Here is a 17855-nt window from a genome sequence, read left to right on the forward strand (position 1 = left end):
AAACCTTGCACGAACGAGCAGCTCGCGCCATGTTGAAGGAAAGTCGAACAACTTTGAGCACGTCCGACAAGCAAATGCGCCTGCTGATCATCGAAGACGACCGCGAGTCCGCCGACTACCTCGTCAAGGCGTTCCGTGAGGTCGGTCACATCGCCGATCTCGCCGGTGACGGCGAGGAGGGCCTGGCCATGGCCGAGGGCGGCGACTACGACGTGCTGGTGGTGGATCGCATGCTGCCCAAGCGCGACGGCCTGTCGGTGATCGGTGCGCTGCGCGACAAGGCCAACCGCACGCCGGTGCTCATTCTCTCCGCGCTCGGCCAGGTCGACGACCGCATCAAGGGCCTGCGCGCCGGCGGCGACGACTACTTGCCGAAGCCCTATTCATTCGCCGAGCTGTTGGCGCGGGTCGAGGTGTTGTCGCGCCGCAATGTCGGTCCGAGCGAGGAAACCACCTACCGCGTCGGGGATCTCGAGCTTGACCGCCTCTCGCACCGCGTGGCGCGCGGCAAGGATGAATTGACCCTGCAGCCGCGCGAGTTCCGGCTGCTCGAATATCTGATGAAGCATGCCGGGCAGGTGGTGACCCGCACCATGCTTCTGGAAAATGTCTGGGACTATCATTTCGATCCGCAGACCAATGTGATCGACGTGCATATTTCGCGGCTGCGTTCCAAGATCGACAAGGGTTTCGATCGGCCGCTGCTCCATACCATCCGTGGCGCCGGGTACATGATCCGTGACGGCATTCGGTAAACTGGTCCGAACCACTGCGTTTCGGCTGACGCTGTTTTATCTGTTTCTGTTTGCGCTTTTTGCTGCGTCCCTGGTCGGCTATTTCGCCTGGAACACCCGGAGACTGATCACCGAGCAGATCACCACGACGGTGAATGCTGAGGTCGGCGAGATTACCGACATCTATAATCGCCGCGGCCTGCGCGGTCTCGTCTTCAACATCGAAAGCCGCGCGCTGCGGCCGGGCTCCAATCTCTATCTCGTCACCACGCCAACGGGTGTAGCGATCGCCGGCAATGTCGGCTCGCTCGCGCCGGGCGTGATAAGTACCATCGGCTGGTCCGAGACCGCGTATCGCCGGCTCGAGGACCAGGACCGCTCCGACCATCGCGCGCTGGTGCGCGTCACCGAGCTGCCAGACGGCATTCGCCTGTTGATCGGACGCGACCTCGACGAGCGGCGTCGCATGTTCGTCATCGTCGCCAAGGCGGCGCAATGGTCGGTGCTGGTCGTCGTGGTGCTCGGCATCCTCGGCGGCATCTTCGTCGCGCGGCGGGTGCTGCAGCGGATCGATGCCATGACCGGTACGACCCAGCGCATCATGACGGGCGACCTCAGCGGGCGGCTGCCGGTGGGCCGCAGTGGCGACGAACTCGATCGCCTCGCCGAGAACCTCAATGCCATGCTCGAGCGCATCGAGGCGCTGATGAAGGGCCTGAAGGAGGTCTCGGACAATATCGCCCATGACCTCAAGACCCCGTTGACACGCCTGCGCAATCGCGCCGAGGACGCGCTCGCCAAATCGAGCTGCGAGGCCGATTACCGCGCGGCGCTGGAGCGCACCATCGAGGAATCCGACGGCCTCATTCGTACCTTCAATGCGCTTCTGATGATTGCGCGCGCGGAATCGGGACAGGCGCGCGGCAACATGGATGATTTCGACGCGGCCGACGTCGCAAGCGGCATTCACGAGCTCTATGAACCGCTCGCCGAAGACGACGGCATGACGCTGCGGCTGAAGACCGCGCCGGCGCCGCTGCACGGCAACCGCGAGCTGATCGGCCAGGCGCTCGCCAATCTGGTCGAGAATGCCATCAAGTACGGCAAGCCCGCGCAGGCCCCGCAGCCCGGTACGGTCGTCAGCCTCGACACCAGGCAGATCCTGATCGAAGCGCGGCGCGAGGGCGATACGGTGCTGCTCAGTGTCACCGACCACGGCCCCGGCATTCCTGAGGCCGACCGCAAGCATGCGGTGGAGCGCTTCGTCCGGCTCGATTCCAGTCGCAGCCAGCCCGGTTCCGGCCTCGGTCTGAGCCTCGCCTCTGCGGTCGCAACGCTGCACGGCGGCGAGCTGAGGTTGAGCGATGCTCACCCCGGCCTCGTGGCGACGCTGGCGATTCCCTTCCGGAACGGGGCCAGTGAGAGGCTTGCGGCTCAAACGCTGGATGTGCCACAGAAGGTGGCATGACTGCCTCCGCGCCCGGCAATGCGGACGAACTCAGGCTGGCCGCGCGGTTCGTCGAAGCACCCTATATTGCCGCCTCAGAACAGGCCGAACAGAAACTGGCTGACTGGCTCGCCGAGCTGGAGCCGGAGCAGTCGGCCGCGCTCGACGCGCTGTTCGAGGCCCCCGTAGCGAAACGGGTTCTGCTCGGCATTGTCGCGTTTTCGCCCTATCTGTTCGACCTCGTTCGCAGCGATGCAGCCCGCCTGATCCGGCTCTTGCGCAGCGATCCGGATCGCCATCTCGCGGCGCTGATCGAGACCGCGTTCGGCGAGGTCTTTGCCGCGCCCGGCGAGACCGAGGTGATGCGGCTGTTGCGCCGGCTGAAGGCGGAGGCGGCGCTCTTGATCGCGCTGTGCGACATCGGCGGCGTCTGGCCGGTGATGCGGGTGACCGCGGCGTTGACCGAGCTTGCCTGCGCCTCGGTGCAGGCGGGCCTGCGCTATCTGCTCCGCCAGGAATCCGTGCGGGGCCGGCTGGCACCCGCCGACCACGAGCGGCCGGAGCAGGACAGCGGACTGTTCGTGCTGGCCATGGGCAAGATGGGGGCGGACGAACTCAACTATTCCAGCGATATCGACCTGATCGTGTTCTTCGATCCCAAGGCGCCGACGCTGGCGCGCGACATCGAGCCGCAGCCCTTCTTCGTCCGCATCACGCAAGGCCTGGCGCGGCTCCTACAGCAGCGCACCGGCGACGGCTATGTGTTCCGCGTCGACTTGCGGCTGCGGCCCGATCCGGCCTCGACACAGGTCGCGATCTCCACCGACGCGGCGCTGCATTATTACGAGCGGGAAGGGCGGACCTGGGAGCGCGCGGCGATGATCAAGGCGCGCCCCTGTGCCGGCGATCTCATCGAGGGCGGTGCGATGATCGCGGACCTTTCGCCCTTTGTCTGGCGCAAGCATTTGGATTTCGCCGCGCTTGCCGACGTCCACGAGATGAAGCGGCAGATGCAGACCTATCGCGGCCAGAGCGAGATCGCGGTCGAAGGCCACAACGTCAAGATCGGCCGTGGCGGCATCCGCGAGATCGAGTTCTTTGCGCAGACCCAGCAATTGATCGCCGGCGGGCGCCACGCGGAGCTGCGCGTGCGCCCGACCCTGGCGGCGCTGGAGGTGCTCGCCAGCAGCAGCTGGATCACCCATGAGGCGCGCGACGAGCTGAGCGCGGCCTACCAATTCCTGCGCCGCGTCGAGCACCGTCTGCAGATGGTCGCCGACGAGCAGACCCACAGCCTGCCCGAGGAGGTCGAGGCAGTGGAACGCTTTGCACAGTTCTTCGGCTATGACAGCCGCGAGGCGTTTGCGAGCGACCTGCTTGCCCAGCTCAACATCGTTCAGGCGCATTACAGCAAACTGTTCGAGGGCGACGACCCGACCGGCACTGTGAAATTGCCACCGATCAATTATGGCGCCGGACCCGAAGACCAGCGTCTGGTGAACCATCTCGCGACCATGGGCTTCGAGGAGCCGGGGAAGGTTGCCGAGACCGTGCTGGAGTGGATGCGCGGCGAGTACCGCGTATTTCGAACGGAATCTACGCGCGCCGCCTTTGCCGAATTCCTGCCGGCGCTGATGGATGGTCTTGCGCACGCCGACGAGCCCGATCGCGCGGTCGCGGCCTTCGACCGCTTCCTGCAGGCGTTGCAGCGCGGCGGCCGGCTGATCACGCTGCTCAGCCAGAACCGCGACCTGGTCGCGCTGGTGGCGCTGGTGCTCGGGGCTGCGCCACGGCTCGGCGACATGCTGGCGCGGCAGCCGCAATTGATGGACGGGCTGATCGATCCGCGCTTCTTCGGCGCCATGCCCGACCAGCGCGAATTGTCGGTCCGGCTCGCGGCGACGCTCAAGGAGGCGGCTGCTTACGAAGAATTTCTCGACCGCCTGCGCCTGTTCGGCCAGGAGAGCCTGTTTTTGATCGGCACCCGCATTCTCTCCGGCACGGTGTCCGCCCAGCAGGCGAGCACGGCTTTTGCCGACGTCGCCGAGGGCATCGTGCACACCGTCCACGGCCTGGTGACGGATCGCTTTGCCGCCCAGCACGGCCGCATCCGGGGGCAGGAGACCGCGATCCTCGCGATGGGCCGGCTCGGCAGCCGCGAGATGACCGCGTCCTCCGATCTCGACCTGATCCTGCTCTACGATTTCGACCCTGAAAATCCGGACTCTGACGGCGAGAAGTCGCTGCATGGCGCGCATTATTTTGCGCGCTTCACCCAACGGCTGATTTCGGCCTTCACCATCCGTACCAATTACGGCGTGCTGTACGAGATCGACATGCGGCTGCGCCCCTCGGGCCGTGCCGGGCCGCTTGCGTCCCACATCGCCTCGTTCGCAGACTACCAGGAGCACGAAGCCTGGACCTGGGAGCACATGGCGCTGACACGTGCGCGGGTGATCTCGGCCTCGCCAGGGTTTCGCAGCCGCATCGAGGCGGTCATTCGCACCGCGCTGACGCGACCGCGCGATGCTGCGAGCGTTGCCCACGATGTCGCCGACATGCGCCGGGCGATCGCCCAGGAGAAGGGCGAGGATGATCTCTGGAATTTGAAATATGCGGCCGGCGGCACGCTCGACATCGATTTCATCGCGCAATATCTGCAGCTCGTGCATGGCGCCGAGAAGCCCGAGATTCTCGACGTCTCGACGCTCGAGGTGCTGGAGAAGGCCGAGCAGTTAGGGGTGCTGCCGCATGCCTCCGCCGAGGTGCTGCGCGCGGCCGTCCGGCTCTATCACGACCTGACCCAGATCCTGCGGCTCTGCGTCAGCGAGCGTTTCAACCCGGAAACTGCCGGCGACGATCTCCTGCACGTCATGGCCCGCGCCGGCGACGCCCCGGATTTCTCCTCGCTCGAGGCGCGGATGAAGGAGACCCAGGCCGAGGTGCGGCGGCTGTTCGGGGTGATCGTGGAAGGGCGGTAAAGCGCGCACGTCATGATCGGAGCGCCGGTCGTTTTCGGACATCATCTCCACATCCAACTCGCGTTGGAACGCCGGGGCCGGTATAGCGGCTCCATGCTCGACTTCGCCGCCCAATATGAAGCATTTAGACGCCGCGATTCCGCGTGGGACGGAGTGGTGTTTGTGGCGGTCAAGACGACCGGCGTCTATTGTCGCCCGGTGTGCCCGGCGCGAACGCCGCTGGCGCGCAATGTCAGCTTCTATCGCAGCGCGGCGGCGGCGGAGCGTGGCGGCTTCAGGCCTTGTCTGAGATGCCGTCCAGAAACCGCTCCGTTCTGTCCCGCCTGGAAGGGTACAAGGACGACGGTCGAGCGCGCGTTGACCCTGATCGAAAGTGGCGCGCTTGACCGTGGTGACGTTGACGAGCTTGCCCAACGGCTCGGGGTCGGATCACGTCATTTATCACGGCTCTTTGCTGAGCATCTCGACGCGTCGCCGCTGCAAGTCGCACTCTCGCTGCGTATACGCCGCGCCAAACATCTCCTCGACGGTACTGATCTTCCGATCGGCCTCATCGCCGAGCGCGCAGGTTTTTCCAGCGCGCGGCGTTTGACCGCTGCGTTTGCCAGGCTCTACGGCAAGCCTCCCTCAGCTGTCCGGAAACGAGCATCGGCGTCGCCCAAAACTGCAACGCGCTAAACTTGGTGGAGAGCCCATGACGATCAAGACTTACGGGACTGTAAGTGCCGAAAAACAGAAGCAAATGAGTGGGCTTGAGTTCGTGCATGGCCTTGCGAGCGGCGCGCTGCCTCTCAATACGATCGCTCAGACGCTGGGCTATGATATTGCCGAGGCGGAGAGCGGCCGCGTCGTGGTGACGCTCGTTCCGACCGCTGCCCACCTCAATCCGGCCGGCACCGTACATGGCGGCCTCACGGCGACGCTGCTCGACAGTTGCATGGGACTGGCCGTCCAATCGATGTTGGACAAGGGAGTCAGCCAGACGACACTCGAGTTTAAGATTTCGCTTCTGCGCCCAATCACGCCCGAGACCGGCGAGGTCAGGGCTGAGGGCAGGGTGCTGAGCTGTGGCCGTCGCGTCGGCACGGCGGAAGGGCGCGTCGTGGACGGCAACGGCCGATTGCTCGCGCACGGCACCACGACGTGTCTTGTTTTCCCGAGCTAGGCCTTCTTCAGTGTCGTCAGCGCGTCGCGGACGTTGGGTTCGAGGCCTTCGCCGCCCTTGTCGAGATGCGCAAGGATGGCGGAGCGCATCCGCGGGTCCCAGAATTTACGGATGTGCTCGGCGATGCCGGGCACCGCCTTGTCGTGGCCCTGGCTGTTGAAGAACTTGCCGATCTGGTTGGCCATGTAGATCAGCCGGTCAGGCGACATCTTCGATTTCCTTGTTTGTTTCACTCACGCCCGCCTTGGCGGTGATCCGCCCGGGGTGGGTGAAGATTTCAAAACCGTCGGCGCGGGCAACCGCCACAAGCGTGATGCCAGCGGCGTCTGCCATCCGTACCGCGAGCGCGGTGGGGGCGGAGACGGCGACCATGACCGTTGCGCCAAGGCTTGCAGCCTTCTGCACCATCTCGACCGACACCCGGCTGGTCAGCAGCACCAGCCCTTCGCTTGCAACGACGTGCGCCCGTGCCAGCGCGCCGCAGAGCTTGTCGAGCGCATTGTGGCGTCCGACATCCTCGCGCAGGGCGACGACGCCATGCTTCGGTGTCCAGAATGCGGCCGCGTGCACGGCGCGCGTTTCGATGTTGATCTCCTGCAGCGGCGCGATGCTCTGCATCGCCGTCATCACCTCGGCTTGCGAGAATCGTCGTCCTTGCGGCACTGCGGCGGCGGGCCGCAGCGCCTCCGAGATCGAGTCGATGCCGCACAGGCCGCAGCCGGTGGGACCGGCGATCTGCCGCCGTCGCTCGCCGAGATGGGCTGCCTTCTCGTCCTGCAGCCACATCCTGAGCTCGATGCCCTCGCCGAGATCGACGAGCTCGATCGACTGAATATCATCGGGCGTCTGCACGATGCCTTCGCTCAGGCTGAAGCCGACCGCAAAATCCGTCAGGTTTTGCGGTGTACCCATCATCACGGCGTAGGTGCCCCCATTGTAGGTCAGCGCCAGCGCGGTCTCCTCCGGAACGGTGCGCGCGCCTTCGAGCTGGCGGCCGTCGCGCCAGACCTGCCGATTGACGCTGCGCACCGGCCTGTGCATTCGCCTATTCCGCCGCTTCCACGACGGGTGCGATGCGCCGCGAATGGCGCGCTTGCTCGTCATAGGATTTCTGCCAGTCGCTTGGTCCGTTCGACGGGGAGATCTGCACCGCCGTCACCTTGTATTCGGGGCAGTTGGTAGCCCAATCCGAATAGTCGGTGGTGATGACGTTGGCCTGCGTGTCCGGATGGTGGAAGGTGGTGTAGACGACACCCGGTGCGACGCGGTCGGTGATCAGCGCGCGCAACGTCGTTTCGCCGGCGCGGCTGGCAAGCCGGACCCAGTCGCCGTCACGCACGCCGCGCTGCTCGGCATCGTGCGGATGAATTTCCAGCCGATCCTCGCTGTGCCACACCACGTTTTCGGTGCGGCGGGTCTGTGCCCCCACGTTGTATTGGCTCAAGATGCGGCCTGTTGTGAGCAGGAGCGGGAAGCGCGGCCCGGTGCGCTCGTCGGTCGCGATATATTCGGTCACGACGAACTTGCCCTTGCCGCGCACGAAACCGTCGATGTGCATGATCGGCGTACCTTCCGGCGCCTTCTCGTTGCAGGGCCATTGCACCGAGCCGAGCTCGTCGAGCTTGGCGAAGGAGACCCCGGCGAAGGTCGGCGTCAGCGCCGCGATCTCGTCCATGATCTCGGATGGGTGATTGTAGTGCATGTCAAAGCCCATCGCCTTGGCGAGGCCAATGGTGACTTCCCAGTCCGCGAGTCCATTGCGCGGCGTCATCACCTTGCGCACGCGCTGGATGCGCCGTTCCGCATTGGTGAAGGTGCCGTCCTTCTCGAGGAAGGTCGATCCCGGCAGGAATACATGGGCGTAGTTCGCGGTCTCGTTCAGGAAGAGATCGTGGACGATGACACATTCCATCGCCGACAGCGCCGCCACGACGTGCTTGGTGTTGGGATCGGATTGCAGGATGTCCTCGCCCTGCACATAGAGGCCCATGAAGGTGCCCTCGATCGCCGCGTCGAACATGTTGGGAATGCGCAGGCCTGGCTCGGGATTGAGCTTGACGTTCCACACCGCCTCGAATTGCTCGCGCACGGCGTCGCCTGCGATATGGCGATAGCCCGGCAGTTCGTGCGGGAACGAGCCCATGTCGCAGGAGCCCTGAACGTTGTTCTGGCCGCGCAGCGGGTTCACGCCGACGCCGGAGCGGCCGATATTTGCGGTCGCCATCGCAAGGTTGGCGATGGCGATGACCGTCGTCGAGCCCTGGCTGTGCTCGGTTACGCCGAGCCCGTAATAGATCGCGCCATTGCCGCCGGTGGCGTAAATGCGCGCGGCTTCGCGCAGGTCCGTCGGGTCGACGCCGGTCACACCAGCGGTGGCTTCGGGGCTGTTCTGCGGCAGCGAGACGAACGCCGCCCAATCCTCGAACTCGCTCCAGTCGCAGCGCTCGCGCACGAAGGCTTCGTTGGCAAGGCCTTCGGTGACGACGACATGCGCGATCGCGGTGAGCACGGCAACATTGGTGCCGGGCATCAAGGGCAGATGCAGCGCCTTCACATGCGCTGACTCCACCATTTCGGTGCGGCGCGGATCGATCACGATCAGCTTGGCGCCCTGGCGCAGCCGCTTCTTCAGCCGCGAGGCGAACACCGGATGCGCCGACGCCGGGTTGGCGCCGATGATCATGACAACGTCGGTATCCTCGACGGAATCGAAATCCTGGGTGCCTGCCGATGTGCCGAACGTGGTGGCAAGACCATAGCCGGTCGGCGAATGGCAGACGCGGGCGCAGGTGTCGACATTGTTGTTGCCGAAGCCCGCGCGGATCAGCTTCTGCACCAGATAGGTTTCCTCGTTCGTGCACCGCGAGGAGGTGATGCCACCCACGGCATCGCGGCCGTATTTGGCCTGAATCGCCTTGAACTTCGCCGCGGCGAAACCGAACGCCTCGTCCCAGGAGACTTCGCGCCAGGGGTCGTTGATGGTCTCGCGGATCATCGGCTCGAGGATGCGCTCCTTGTGGGTGGTGTAGCCCCAGGCGAAGCGGCCCTTGACGCAGGAATGGCCGCGATTGGCCTTGCCGTCCTTGTAGGGCACCATGCGCACGACTTCCTCGCCGCGCATCTCCGCCTTGAACGTGCAACCGACGCCGCAATAGGCGCAGGTGGTGACGGCCGAGTGCTCGGGCTGGCCGATCTCGATCACCGATTTTTCGGTCAGCGTCGCGGTCGGGCAAGCCTGTACGCAGGCGCCGCAGGAGACGCATTCCGAACCGATGAAGCTCTCGCTCATGCCGGGCGAGACGCGGCTGTCGAAACCTCGCCCCGAGATCGTCAGCGCGAACGTGCCTTGCACCTCTTCGCAGGCGCGGACGCAGCGCGAGCAGACGATGCACTTGGAGGGGTCATAGGTGAAATAGGGGTTGGTTTCGTCCTTCGGCATCCAGGCCGCGTTGGCTTCGCCGCACGCCTCGGCGAAGACATGGTTCTCGCCCTGATAGCCATAGCGCACGTCGCGCAGGCCGACTGCGCCCGCCATGTCCTGCAGCTCGCAGTCACCGTTGGCAGCACAGGTGAGGCAGTCCAGCGGGTGGTCGGAGATGTAGAGCTCCATCACGCCCTTGCGCAGCTTCTTCAGCCGCTCGGTCTGGGTGCGGACCACAAGGCCCGGCATCACCGGCGTGGTGCAGGAGGCCGGCGTGCCCGCGCGTCCGTCAATTTCGACGAGACAGAGGCGGCAGGAGCCAAAAGCGTCGACCATATCGGTGGCACAGAGCTTTGGAATTTGCGTGCCGGCTTCCATCGCCGCGCGCATGATCGACGTGCCCTCGGGCACCGTGACGCTTTGACCGTCGATGGTCAGCGTCACCAGCTTGTCGGACTTCGACCGCGGCGTGCCGAAATCGGTTTCCTCAACGAGCGACATGGCTTTCGTCCTTTATTCCGCGGCCTGGAGTTGTTGCGGCCTGAAATCCGCAGGGAAATGTTTCAGCGCGCTCAGCACAGGGTAGGGCGTGAAGCCGCCGAGTGCGCAAAGCGAGCCGAGTTTCATGGTGTTGCAGAGGTCCTCGATCAGCGCGACCTGGTCCGCGCTGCGCTGACCCTTCAGGATCTTGTCGATGGTCTCCACGCCGCGGGTCGAGCCGATCCGGCAGGGCGTGCATTTGCCGCAGGATTCGACGGCGCAGAACTCGAAGGCGAAGCGCGCCTGCTTGGCCATATCGACAGTGTCGTCGAACACCACGATGCCGCCATGGCCGATCAGGCCGTCACGCGCGGCAAAGGCCTCATAGTCGAACGGCGTGTCGAACAGGGGTCGCGGAAAATAGGCGCCGAGCGGACCGCCGACCTGCACCGCACGCACCGGGCGGCCGGTGGCCGTGCCGCCGCCGACGTCATCGACGAGTTCGCCAAGCGTGACGCCGAAGGCGGTCTCGAACAGACCGCCATGGCGGATGTTGCCGGCGAGTTGAATCGGCATCGTGCCGCGTGAGCGGCCCATGCCGAAATCGGCATAGGCTTTTGCCCCGTTGGCGAGGATGAAGGGGATCGCCGCGAAGGACAGCACGTTGTTGATGACGGTGGGCTTGCCGAACAGGCCCTTGTGCGCGGGCAGCGGCGGCTTGGCGCGGACCAGGCCACGGCGGCCCTCCAGGCTCTCGAGCAGCGAGGTTTCCTCGCCGCAGACATAGGCGCCGGCGCCGACGCGAACCTCGATGTCAAAACCCCGTGTAGAGTTGCCGCTGCGGGGTCGCAGATAGCCGCCGCGCCGCGCTGCGACGATTGCGGCATTCATGGCGGCCACTGCGTGGGGATATTCCGAGCGGATGTAGATGTAGCCCTTGCTGGCGCCGACAGTGAGGCCCGCAATGGTCATGCCTTCGATCACCAGGAAAGGATCGCCTTCCATGATCATGCGGTCGGCGAAGGTGCCGCTGTCGCCTTCGTCGGCGTTGCAGACGATGAATTTGCGATCGGCCGTGGTGTCCGCCACCGTCTTCCACTTGATGCCGGTCGGAAAGCCGGCGCCGCCGCGGCCGCGCAGGCCTGAGGCCGTGACCTCGGCGAGGGTCGCTGCAGGGCCGAGGTCAAGGGCACGCTTGAGACCCTGGTAGCCGCCATGGGCGCGGTAGTCGTCGAGCGAGCCGGGGTCGATGATGCCGCAGCGGGCGAAGGTGAGGCGCGTCTGCCGCTTCAGCCAGGGGATCTCCTCCGCAAGTCCTTGGCGCAGGGGATGGGGGCCATCGGCCATGATGGCCTCCAGCACGGACGCCGCCTCGGTTGCCGTGACGGGTCCGAACGCGACGCGCCCGGCCGGTGTCGCCACCTCGACCATCGGCTCCAGCCAGTAGAGCCCGCGCGATCCGGTGCGAACAAGATCGATCGCCAGTCCGCGGGCCGCCGCGGCCGTCTCCAGGGCATGGGCAACGTCGTCGGCGCCGACCGCGACCGCGCCAGCATCGCGGGGAACAAAAACGCGAAGCGTCATCGTTGCAGCTCAGTAATCAGCGCATCGAGCCGGGCCGCGTCGAGCCGTGCGACCAGGCGGCCGTCCAGCATGGCCGAGGGCGCGATCGCACAGAGGCCGAGGCAGTAAACCGGCTCCAGCGTCACACGGCGGTCGGGTGTGGTGCTTCCGCAAGCAACCCCGAGCCGCTTTTCGGCGCGCGCGGCAAGCGCTTCGCTACCGGCGGCCTGGCAGGACTCGGCGCGGCACAGCTTCAGCACATGCTTGCCTGCGGGCTCCTTGCGGAAGTCATGGTAGAAGGTAAACACGCCGTAAACTTCGGCGCGCGAAAGATTGAGGGCCGTGGCCACCATGGGAATTGCCGGTTCCGGCACATAGCCGAAGGCCTCCTGGAGCGCGTGCAAAATGACGATTGTTGCGCCCTCGATGCTCGCGTGCTCCGCGATAATCTCGGCGCCGCGCGCTTTGTCCCATGGTTCGTATGGCGTTGTCATGGCTTCCTCAATCAGCAAGTGATGGCTTTTTTCATGAGAGCCTGATTTCGCTTGAACATCAATAAAGCTGTCCCGTGGTGCGATTGCGTAAGCCGATTAATCGGAAATTGAAATCGTGTGATATGAAAAACTGATGAAGCGGATGCAGGCGGGTGCAGAGCGCTGCCGCGCATTTGGCGTGTTGCCCAAAAATCGGCCGTGTTATGGGTGTTGACGACGTCAACAGGCTGCAAAGGTTGTCTTCGTGATCGACAAGCTCGAACTTCTGCTGGCATTGGCAAAGGAGCGGCATTTCGGGCGCGCGGCGGAAGCCTGCGGCGTGACCCAGCCCACGATGTCGACCAGCATCAAGCAGCTCGAGGAAGTGCTGGGCGTGATGCTGGTGCAGCGCGGCTCACGCTTCCAAGGGTTCACTCCGGAAGGCGAACGGGTGTTGGACTGGGCGCGGCGGATCGTCGGCGATACACGGGCGATGCGCCAGGAGATCAACGGGCTCAAGGACAAGCTGTCGGGCGAAATCCGGATCGCGGCGATCCCCACCGCGCTCGGCATGGTCGCCTCTCTGACCACGCCGTTCCGCGCCCGCCACCCCGACGTGCGCTTTCGCATCCAGTCCTGCACCTCGGCTGACGTGTTGGGCCTGCTCGAAAATCTCGAGGTCGATGCAGGGCTCACCTATATCGAGAATGAGCCGATCGGCAATGTCCGCACCATCCCGCTCTACAACGAGAGCTATCGTCTCTTGACCGCGCCCGACGCCATGTTCGGCGACCGCGAGCAGGTGACCTGGAAGGAGGTCGGCCAGGTGCCGCTCTGCCTTTTGACTCCCGACATGCAGAACCGCCGTATCATCGACCGCGCGCTGCGCTCGGTCGGCGCCGAGGCGACGCCGAGCCTGACATCGAACTCGCTCTTGGTTTTGTTCACCCATGTGAAGACTGGCCGCTGGGCGAGCGTGATGCCGGCCAAGCTTGCGGAGACGCTGGGGCTGGAGGACGCCGTCCGTAGCATCCCGATCGTCGATCCAGCGGTCGATTACTCAATCGGCCTTGTGATCCCCAAGCGTGATCCGATGACGCCGCTGATCGCCGCGCTGGTCAACGTGGCGCGGGAAGTGGCACCGACGCTGCAGACGGCGTAGTCTCAAACCCTGCGACTATTCAGTCGAAATGAGTCCCGCAGTGGTTGAGACGATCCAACGATTGCCCCATCGCACGATCGTATCGATCCGGCCCACCCCCGGAACGGTATCTCCTGTCTTCACGGTCCAGGCGTGATCGGGCCCCGCGAGAACGACCTTTTCTCCGTAGACCTCGCGAACGCTCCAACCGGCGATGGTCGTCGGCTTGGTCTCCGGCACCGGGGAAAGGGGGAGCGGCGGATCTGAATCGCCGGACGCCGACGGCGCTCTGGACGGTGAACTCTTCTGCATACCTTGTGTTGGTATGCTCTGTGGTTCGGCATGAACTGGAGCAGCGGCCGCAGAACGTGTGCTGGCCGCCGAAGCAGACAGCTTCGGCTTATTTGACTCAGCAGGCGCGGGGTTTGAGAGGACAGCCGCGTTTGCAATTCTATGGTTACGCCGGACGTCCTTTTCGACATCAAGCCTTCCTGGTGACAGGTCAACTTTCTGATCGAGCAGAATCGAGCTTGCGTCAGGATTTGAATTATAGATCGTCGCGCAGGCCCAGCCGAGGCCAAAGGCGACAACGAGTGCGCCTCCGATTGACAATGAACGGCGCGTAACCGACGCCCGGATTTTGTCTAGATTCTCGCCAAGTCTTCCGATCGATCTGCTTACGATCCTTCTGGCATCATCGACGTGAGAATCGAGTGCCGGCCTGCCGCTCCATCCTGACGAGATTGAGTTGGCGGCATCGATTCGGTCGCCGGCCAAAATATGGATCTCAGACTGATCGGCTCCTGCTTGAGAGTGAACCGTCTGCTCAGCAAACCCTGTTGGTGTCGCACTTTGGAATTCCGGCTCCGCACGCATGCTGGAAACCTCCTAAACGACGGGCAAATCATCGGACCCGGAGGTAAATGAATTCTTACGGAGACGGCGGTTAACTGCTCGATGCAAAAAGTGGTGGTAGCTTCCGCCTTTGCGGCATCGAACGGGACACAATGCTAAACGTTCTGGCCATCGAGGCCTTCAATGATCTGCTGAAGAAGTGCGGTAAGCGCACTTGGACTGGGAGTCCGTTGTTGGACTAATGGAATCTACCATGCGTAATGCACGCCGAAGTCGCCCTTGACGCCATCGCGGCGGAACTGACTTGAGGTGGCGAACTGGTAGCCGGCCTGGGCGTAGATGCTAAAGCCCTTGAGAAGCTTCGCGCTGAAGCCGCCGGCAAACTCGATCCGCGTGGCCTGGTCGATCAGGGGCACTGGATCAACGCCGAACATGGTCGTGGCGTTACCGCCCCAGTCCTCCCAGACATTGGCGAGCACATAAGGCTGCCACACCCGCCCGGCGGGGTCGGTGATTGTCCACTTGCCGCGCAGGCCGAGACGCGCGCTGACGCCGGACGTCGTGCCGAGCGCAACCGGGCCCAGGCCGTCATTATCCTGGTCGAAGGCAACCCGTTGCCAGATGACCTGGGCCTCCGGCTCCAGCACGAAGCGTGGCCCAAGCCAGGGCAGCGGGATCGGATAGCCACTCTCCAGCGATGAGGTGAAGCCCGTGCCAACGGTCGGCAGATTGGCAAACTGTGTCGCCGCGTTGCCGCTGTAGAACGAGCCTTGCAGCACGGCGTCGATGTACCAGCCGGTAGGACCAATGTGGGTCCAGTACCCACCAATGGAATAGGCATTGAGGTTCACCGAACCGGTGTGCTGCAGCACATAGGCGGTTGCCGCCGCGTTGGTGACCAGGCCGTTCACGCCCGCGTTGCCGTTGCCATAGGCAAAGTAGAGGCCGGCGGTGTCGCTGTGGCCCGGGATCAGGCCGCCGCGCCAGAGGTCGGCGCCGGCCTGGATGCCGGCCACCTGACCGTCGGCGCGCGGGTCGGCAAAGGCCTGGTAGTGGTTGTCGATTTGCTGGCCGAACAAGCGGCCCCAAACCACCTCCTGCCGGCAGTTATTGTACGGGACAGGCGGGGCCTTGGTGATGAGCGCGTCGTCGGGAGTGGCATTCAGGCACGCAGCATCCGCTGCCGCATCGCCGACGCGCTCATGGAAGGTGCCGAGCGTGGTCAATCCCATCTGCCGGGCGATCGGTTGCACCACGCCATAGGTCGCAAGCTCCGGCCCGATGATCGGGTGGGGGCCCGGCGGCAGCGGCTCCGGGGGAGGATCAGGCGGCAAAGGCGGCTCCGGCGGTAAAGGTGGCTCCGGCGGTATCGGCGGGCCCATGAAGGTTGAGCGCAGGAACCAATCCTGGGGATCGCTGCCGTTGATCCCACCGCGGAACAGGCGATAGTCGAAGGCGCCCGCGCGTAGCTCCGGGTTGGTAAGCGTGAAAGCGTTGAGTGCCGTGGTGGCGTTGTTGAGAGTCTGGACCACCAGGATGCCGTTGGCGACGGTCTGATCACCGGGGCCGGTTGTATTTAGAATTCTGAGCCCCGTTGAGCCCGTCGCCGTGCCGCCGTTGATGATCAGCCTGTCGGACGGGGAACTGTCGTTGCCGAGATAGGTGTTGAGCTGAATGGTGCCGCCTACGCCGATGTAGTTGTTCGCAGTCAGCGTCTTGTAGCTCGACAATTGCGTCTGGTCGCCGGTTGGCGGGGTGTAGACGATCTCGCTGCTGTTGTTGGTGACGTTGGTTGCGTTCGAATTGCCGGTCATCGTCCAGACGGTCTGTTGTGTGAGATTGACCGTGCTGGTGCTGCTGGCGTCAGTCGTGATCACCCCTTGCAGAATCGATCCCTGCGCGTTGAACGTCGTGCTGCCCGACGAACTCGTCGCAAGCAGGGTATTGTTGTTCGCGGTCGCCGTCGTGTTGGCAAGGCTGATATTGGCCGTGGAGCCTTGCACCGAGAAGGACGCGTTGCTCGCGGTAATCGTGCCCGCAGAGTAGTTCAGCGTCGTCGCGCCGCCGCCATTGTTGAACAGAAAGCCGATGCCGCCATTCCCCGACGCGCTCACATTGGTGCCGGTCATCGTGACGGAGCCGCCGTTCTGCAGCAGGCCTCCCGCGCCGTTGATGACGGACGCCGAGCCGCCGTTCATGACAACACTGCCATTCGTGTCCGCCCGCACCCCGAAGTCGCCGCCGCTGCCGCCCACCGCGAGGTTCGTATTGGTTGCCGTGATCGTGCTCCCGGCACCGGTGGCCCAGAAACCGGTGTCTCCTCCTCCCGAGGAAGACACCGAATTGTTGATCGTGCTGTTTGTAAGGCTGATGCTTGCGCCGTTCTGCGCTTTGAAGGAGTTTTCTCCGCCCGATCCACTTGTGATGTTCATCGTCAAGCCGTCGGCTGTGACCCGGCTCGCGGCCCCATCGGACAAGATCACCGCGATACCGAACCCGCCGCTGGGGACGGTGATCGACGAATTGGGGGTGAACTCGATGACTCCACCGTTTGTTGCCTCCATCAGTGCCGTGCCAAAGCCGTTTGGCCACGCGACAGTGATGCCGTTTGCAATGATCGTTCCGCCATTGGCGAGCATCGCCTCCGCGCCGCCGCCGGTATTTCCCAGCGTGATCCCGTTGGCGATGATCGTGCCGCCGCTGGCCGCGCTCAAGCCGATGCCGGCGGCGGTCACGTTGCCGTTTGCCGTGACCGTTGCATTGGTGGTGGCGCTGATCCCCGTTCCGCCGCCGTTGGCCGTCACGGTACCGTTTGTCGTGACATTGGCGGCATTCGATGCGTCCACCGCCGTTCCGAAACCGGTGCTGACATTGTTGTTGTCGATGCAGGTTCCCCCGCTCTGAAGGACACCGCCATTGGTCGGGTTCGCCGTGCATTGCTGTGCGCGGGCAGTCTGTGTGGGGTCGAGCAGGGCTGCACCAATCAGCAGGATCGCGAATCGACCTCCATGCAACGTGCGAACTGCAAGGTAATGCGGCGCGCGACATTCTTCCGCGTCGCGCAAGTTCAGTTGGATGCGAGCTTTCGGCGCGAAGAGGTGACTGAACGCAAGCGCCGAACGCGACACACCCCTGGGATTCATCGCTCCCCCAACGTCCATTGCCGCGCCGGCACCGAAGCGACAGACGATCGCTTCAGCCGGCTCAGATGCGCAAAGGTTCAAATTGCCTCTTCGCGGCAAACGGCTATAGCGCGGAAATCACGGCGCAAGCTAAGCTTGCAAATCAGAGCGTCACAATTGCAGCAAGAGCCGTCGCAAGTGTGGCGAGGACGAGCACAATCCCAACATTCGGACAGTTGTACCTTTCGGGCCACGCAGTTGGCAGTGATGCTGACCTATCGCGGCGGTTCGCCCGCGCTGGAACAACAGCTGGGTGCGCTGAGCCTGTCTCGGCTGCGGTGCTCGCGGAATATCGGAGGGGCATTCGCCAGTGACTCTCGCGATTGATGCGAGAATGCAGAATCGTGTCTGCCAGATCGTTACGCCCGGCCATGACCAAACAAGTGCGATAGGCATCTCACCCGGCTCAGGCC

At 64.2% G+C, this 17855-nt stretch carries 14 protein-coding genes; 7 read left to right on the forward strand and 7 right to left on the reverse strand.

Annotated features, from left to right (window positions below; translation table 11 throughout):
* Positions 1–74: 74 nt before the first annotated feature.
* The 5 genes from A3AI_RS0121175 (at position 75) to A3AI_RS0121195 (ending at position 6327) form a co-directional block, all read left to right on the forward strand.
* Positions 75–755, forward strand: a complete 681-nt coding sequence (locus A3AI_RS0121175) for a response regulator transcription factor (RefSeq protein ID WP_036049017.1) — start codon at positions 75–77, stop codon at positions 753–755.
* Positions 739–2202 carry a sensor histidine kinase gene (locus A3AI_RS0121180; RefSeq protein ID WP_024517493.1) on the forward strand — a complete coding sequence of 488 codons (1464 nt, stop codon included), beginning with the start codon at positions 739–741 and terminating at the stop codon, positions 2200–2202. Before A3AI_RS0121175 ends, A3AI_RS0121180 begins: the two co-directional genes overlap by 17 nt.
* Positions 2199–5162 (forward strand): bifunctional [glutamine synthetase] adenylyltransferase/[glutamine synthetase]-adenylyl-L-tyrosine phosphorylase, encoded by a 2964-nt coding sequence (locus A3AI_RS0121185; RefSeq protein ID WP_024517494.1) that lies wholly within the window; start codon positions 2199–2201, stop codon positions 5160–5162. The genes A3AI_RS0121180 and A3AI_RS0121185 overlap by 4 nt, the downstream gene beginning before the upstream one ends.
* Before the next feature lie 93 nt (positions 5163–5255).
* On the forward strand, positions 5256–5840 hold the full coding sequence (locus A3AI_RS0121190; protein ID WP_024517495.1) for a bifunctional transcriptional activator/DNA repair enzyme AdaA: 585 nt from the start codon (positions 5256–5258) through the stop codon (positions 5838–5840).
* Between the two features lie 16 nt (positions 5841–5856).
* Complete coding sequence (locus A3AI_RS0121195) at positions 5857–6327, forward strand: PaaI family thioesterase (RefSeq protein ID WP_024517496.1); 471 nt, start codon at positions 5857–5859, stop codon at positions 6325–6327.
* Here A3AI_RS0121195 and A3AI_RS0121200 read toward each other — a convergent pair.
* Genes A3AI_RS0121200 through A3AI_RS0121220 form a run of 5 tightly spaced genes read right to left on the reverse strand, consistent with a single transcriptional unit; the run spans position 6324 to position 12285 of the window.
* Complete coding sequence (locus tag A3AI_RS0121200) at positions 6324–6536, reverse strand: formate dehydrogenase subunit delta (RefSeq protein ID WP_024517497.1); 213 nt, start codon at positions 6534–6536, stop codon at positions 6324–6326. The genes A3AI_RS0121195 and A3AI_RS0121200 overlap by 4 nt on opposite strands.
* Positions 6526–7368: a formate dehydrogenase accessory sulfurtransferase FdhD gene (gene fdhD / locus A3AI_RS0121205; RefSeq protein WP_024517498.1), complete on the reverse strand. Its 843-nt coding sequence runs from the start codon at positions 7366–7368 to the stop codon at positions 6526–6528. The genes A3AI_RS0121200 and fdhD overlap by 11 nt, the downstream gene beginning before the upstream one ends.
* Before the next feature lie 4 nt (positions 7369–7372).
* Positions 7373–10249: a formate dehydrogenase subunit alpha gene (gene fdhF / locus A3AI_RS0121210; RefSeq protein WP_024517499.1), complete on the reverse strand. Its 2877-nt coding sequence runs from the start codon at positions 10247–10249 to the stop codon at positions 7373–7375.
* Between the two features lie 12 nt (positions 10250–10261).
* A complete protein-coding gene (locus A3AI_RS0121215) occupies positions 10262–11812 on the reverse strand; it encodes a formate dehydrogenase beta subunit (RefSeq protein ID WP_024517500.1) in 1551 nt (516 codons plus the stop codon).
* Complete coding sequence (locus A3AI_RS0121220; protein WP_024517501.1) at positions 11809–12285, reverse strand: formate dehydrogenase subunit gamma; 477 nt, start codon at positions 12283–12285, stop codon at positions 11809–11811. The genes A3AI_RS0121215 and A3AI_RS0121220 overlap by 4 nt, the downstream gene beginning before the upstream one ends.
* A gap of 244 nt (positions 12286–12529) precedes the next feature.
* Here A3AI_RS0121220 and A3AI_RS0121225 point away from each other — a divergent pair, with 244 nt between their 5' ends.
* Positions 12530–13426: a LysR family transcriptional regulator gene (locus tag A3AI_RS0121225; protein ID WP_024517502.1), complete on the forward strand. Its 897-nt coding sequence runs from the start codon at positions 12530–12532 to the stop codon at positions 13424–13426.
* Positions 13427–13441: 15 nt separating this feature from the next.
* Here A3AI_RS0121225 and A3AI_RS47775 read toward each other — a convergent pair whose 3' ends face one another.
* Positions 13442–14281, reverse strand: coding sequence for a hypothetical protein (locus A3AI_RS47775; protein ID WP_156927874.1), 840 nt, complete (start codon positions 14279–14281; stop codon positions 13442–13444).
* A gap of 227 nt (positions 14282–14508) precedes the next feature.
* Positions 14509–16458 carry an autotransporter outer membrane beta-barrel domain-containing protein gene (locus tag A3AI_RS0121240; RefSeq protein ID WP_084800991.1) on the reverse strand — a complete coding sequence of 650 codons (1950 nt, stop codon included), beginning with the start codon at positions 16456–16458 and terminating at the stop codon, positions 14509–14511.
* On the opposite strand from A3AI_RS0121240, the gene A3AI_RS47780 reads away from it, so the two are divergent.
* Positions 16457–17164: a hypothetical protein gene (locus tag A3AI_RS47780; protein WP_156927875.1), complete on the forward strand. Its 708-nt coding sequence runs from the start codon at positions 16457–16459 to the stop codon at positions 17162–17164. The genes A3AI_RS0121240 and A3AI_RS47780 overlap by 2 nt on opposite strands.
* Positions 17165–17855 lie beyond the last annotated feature (691 nt).

The organism is Bradyrhizobium sp. Tv2a-2, assembly GCF_000472425.1.
Taxonomy (GTDB): Bacteria; Pseudomonadota; Alphaproteobacteria; order Rhizobiales; family Xanthobacteraceae; genus Bradyrhizobium.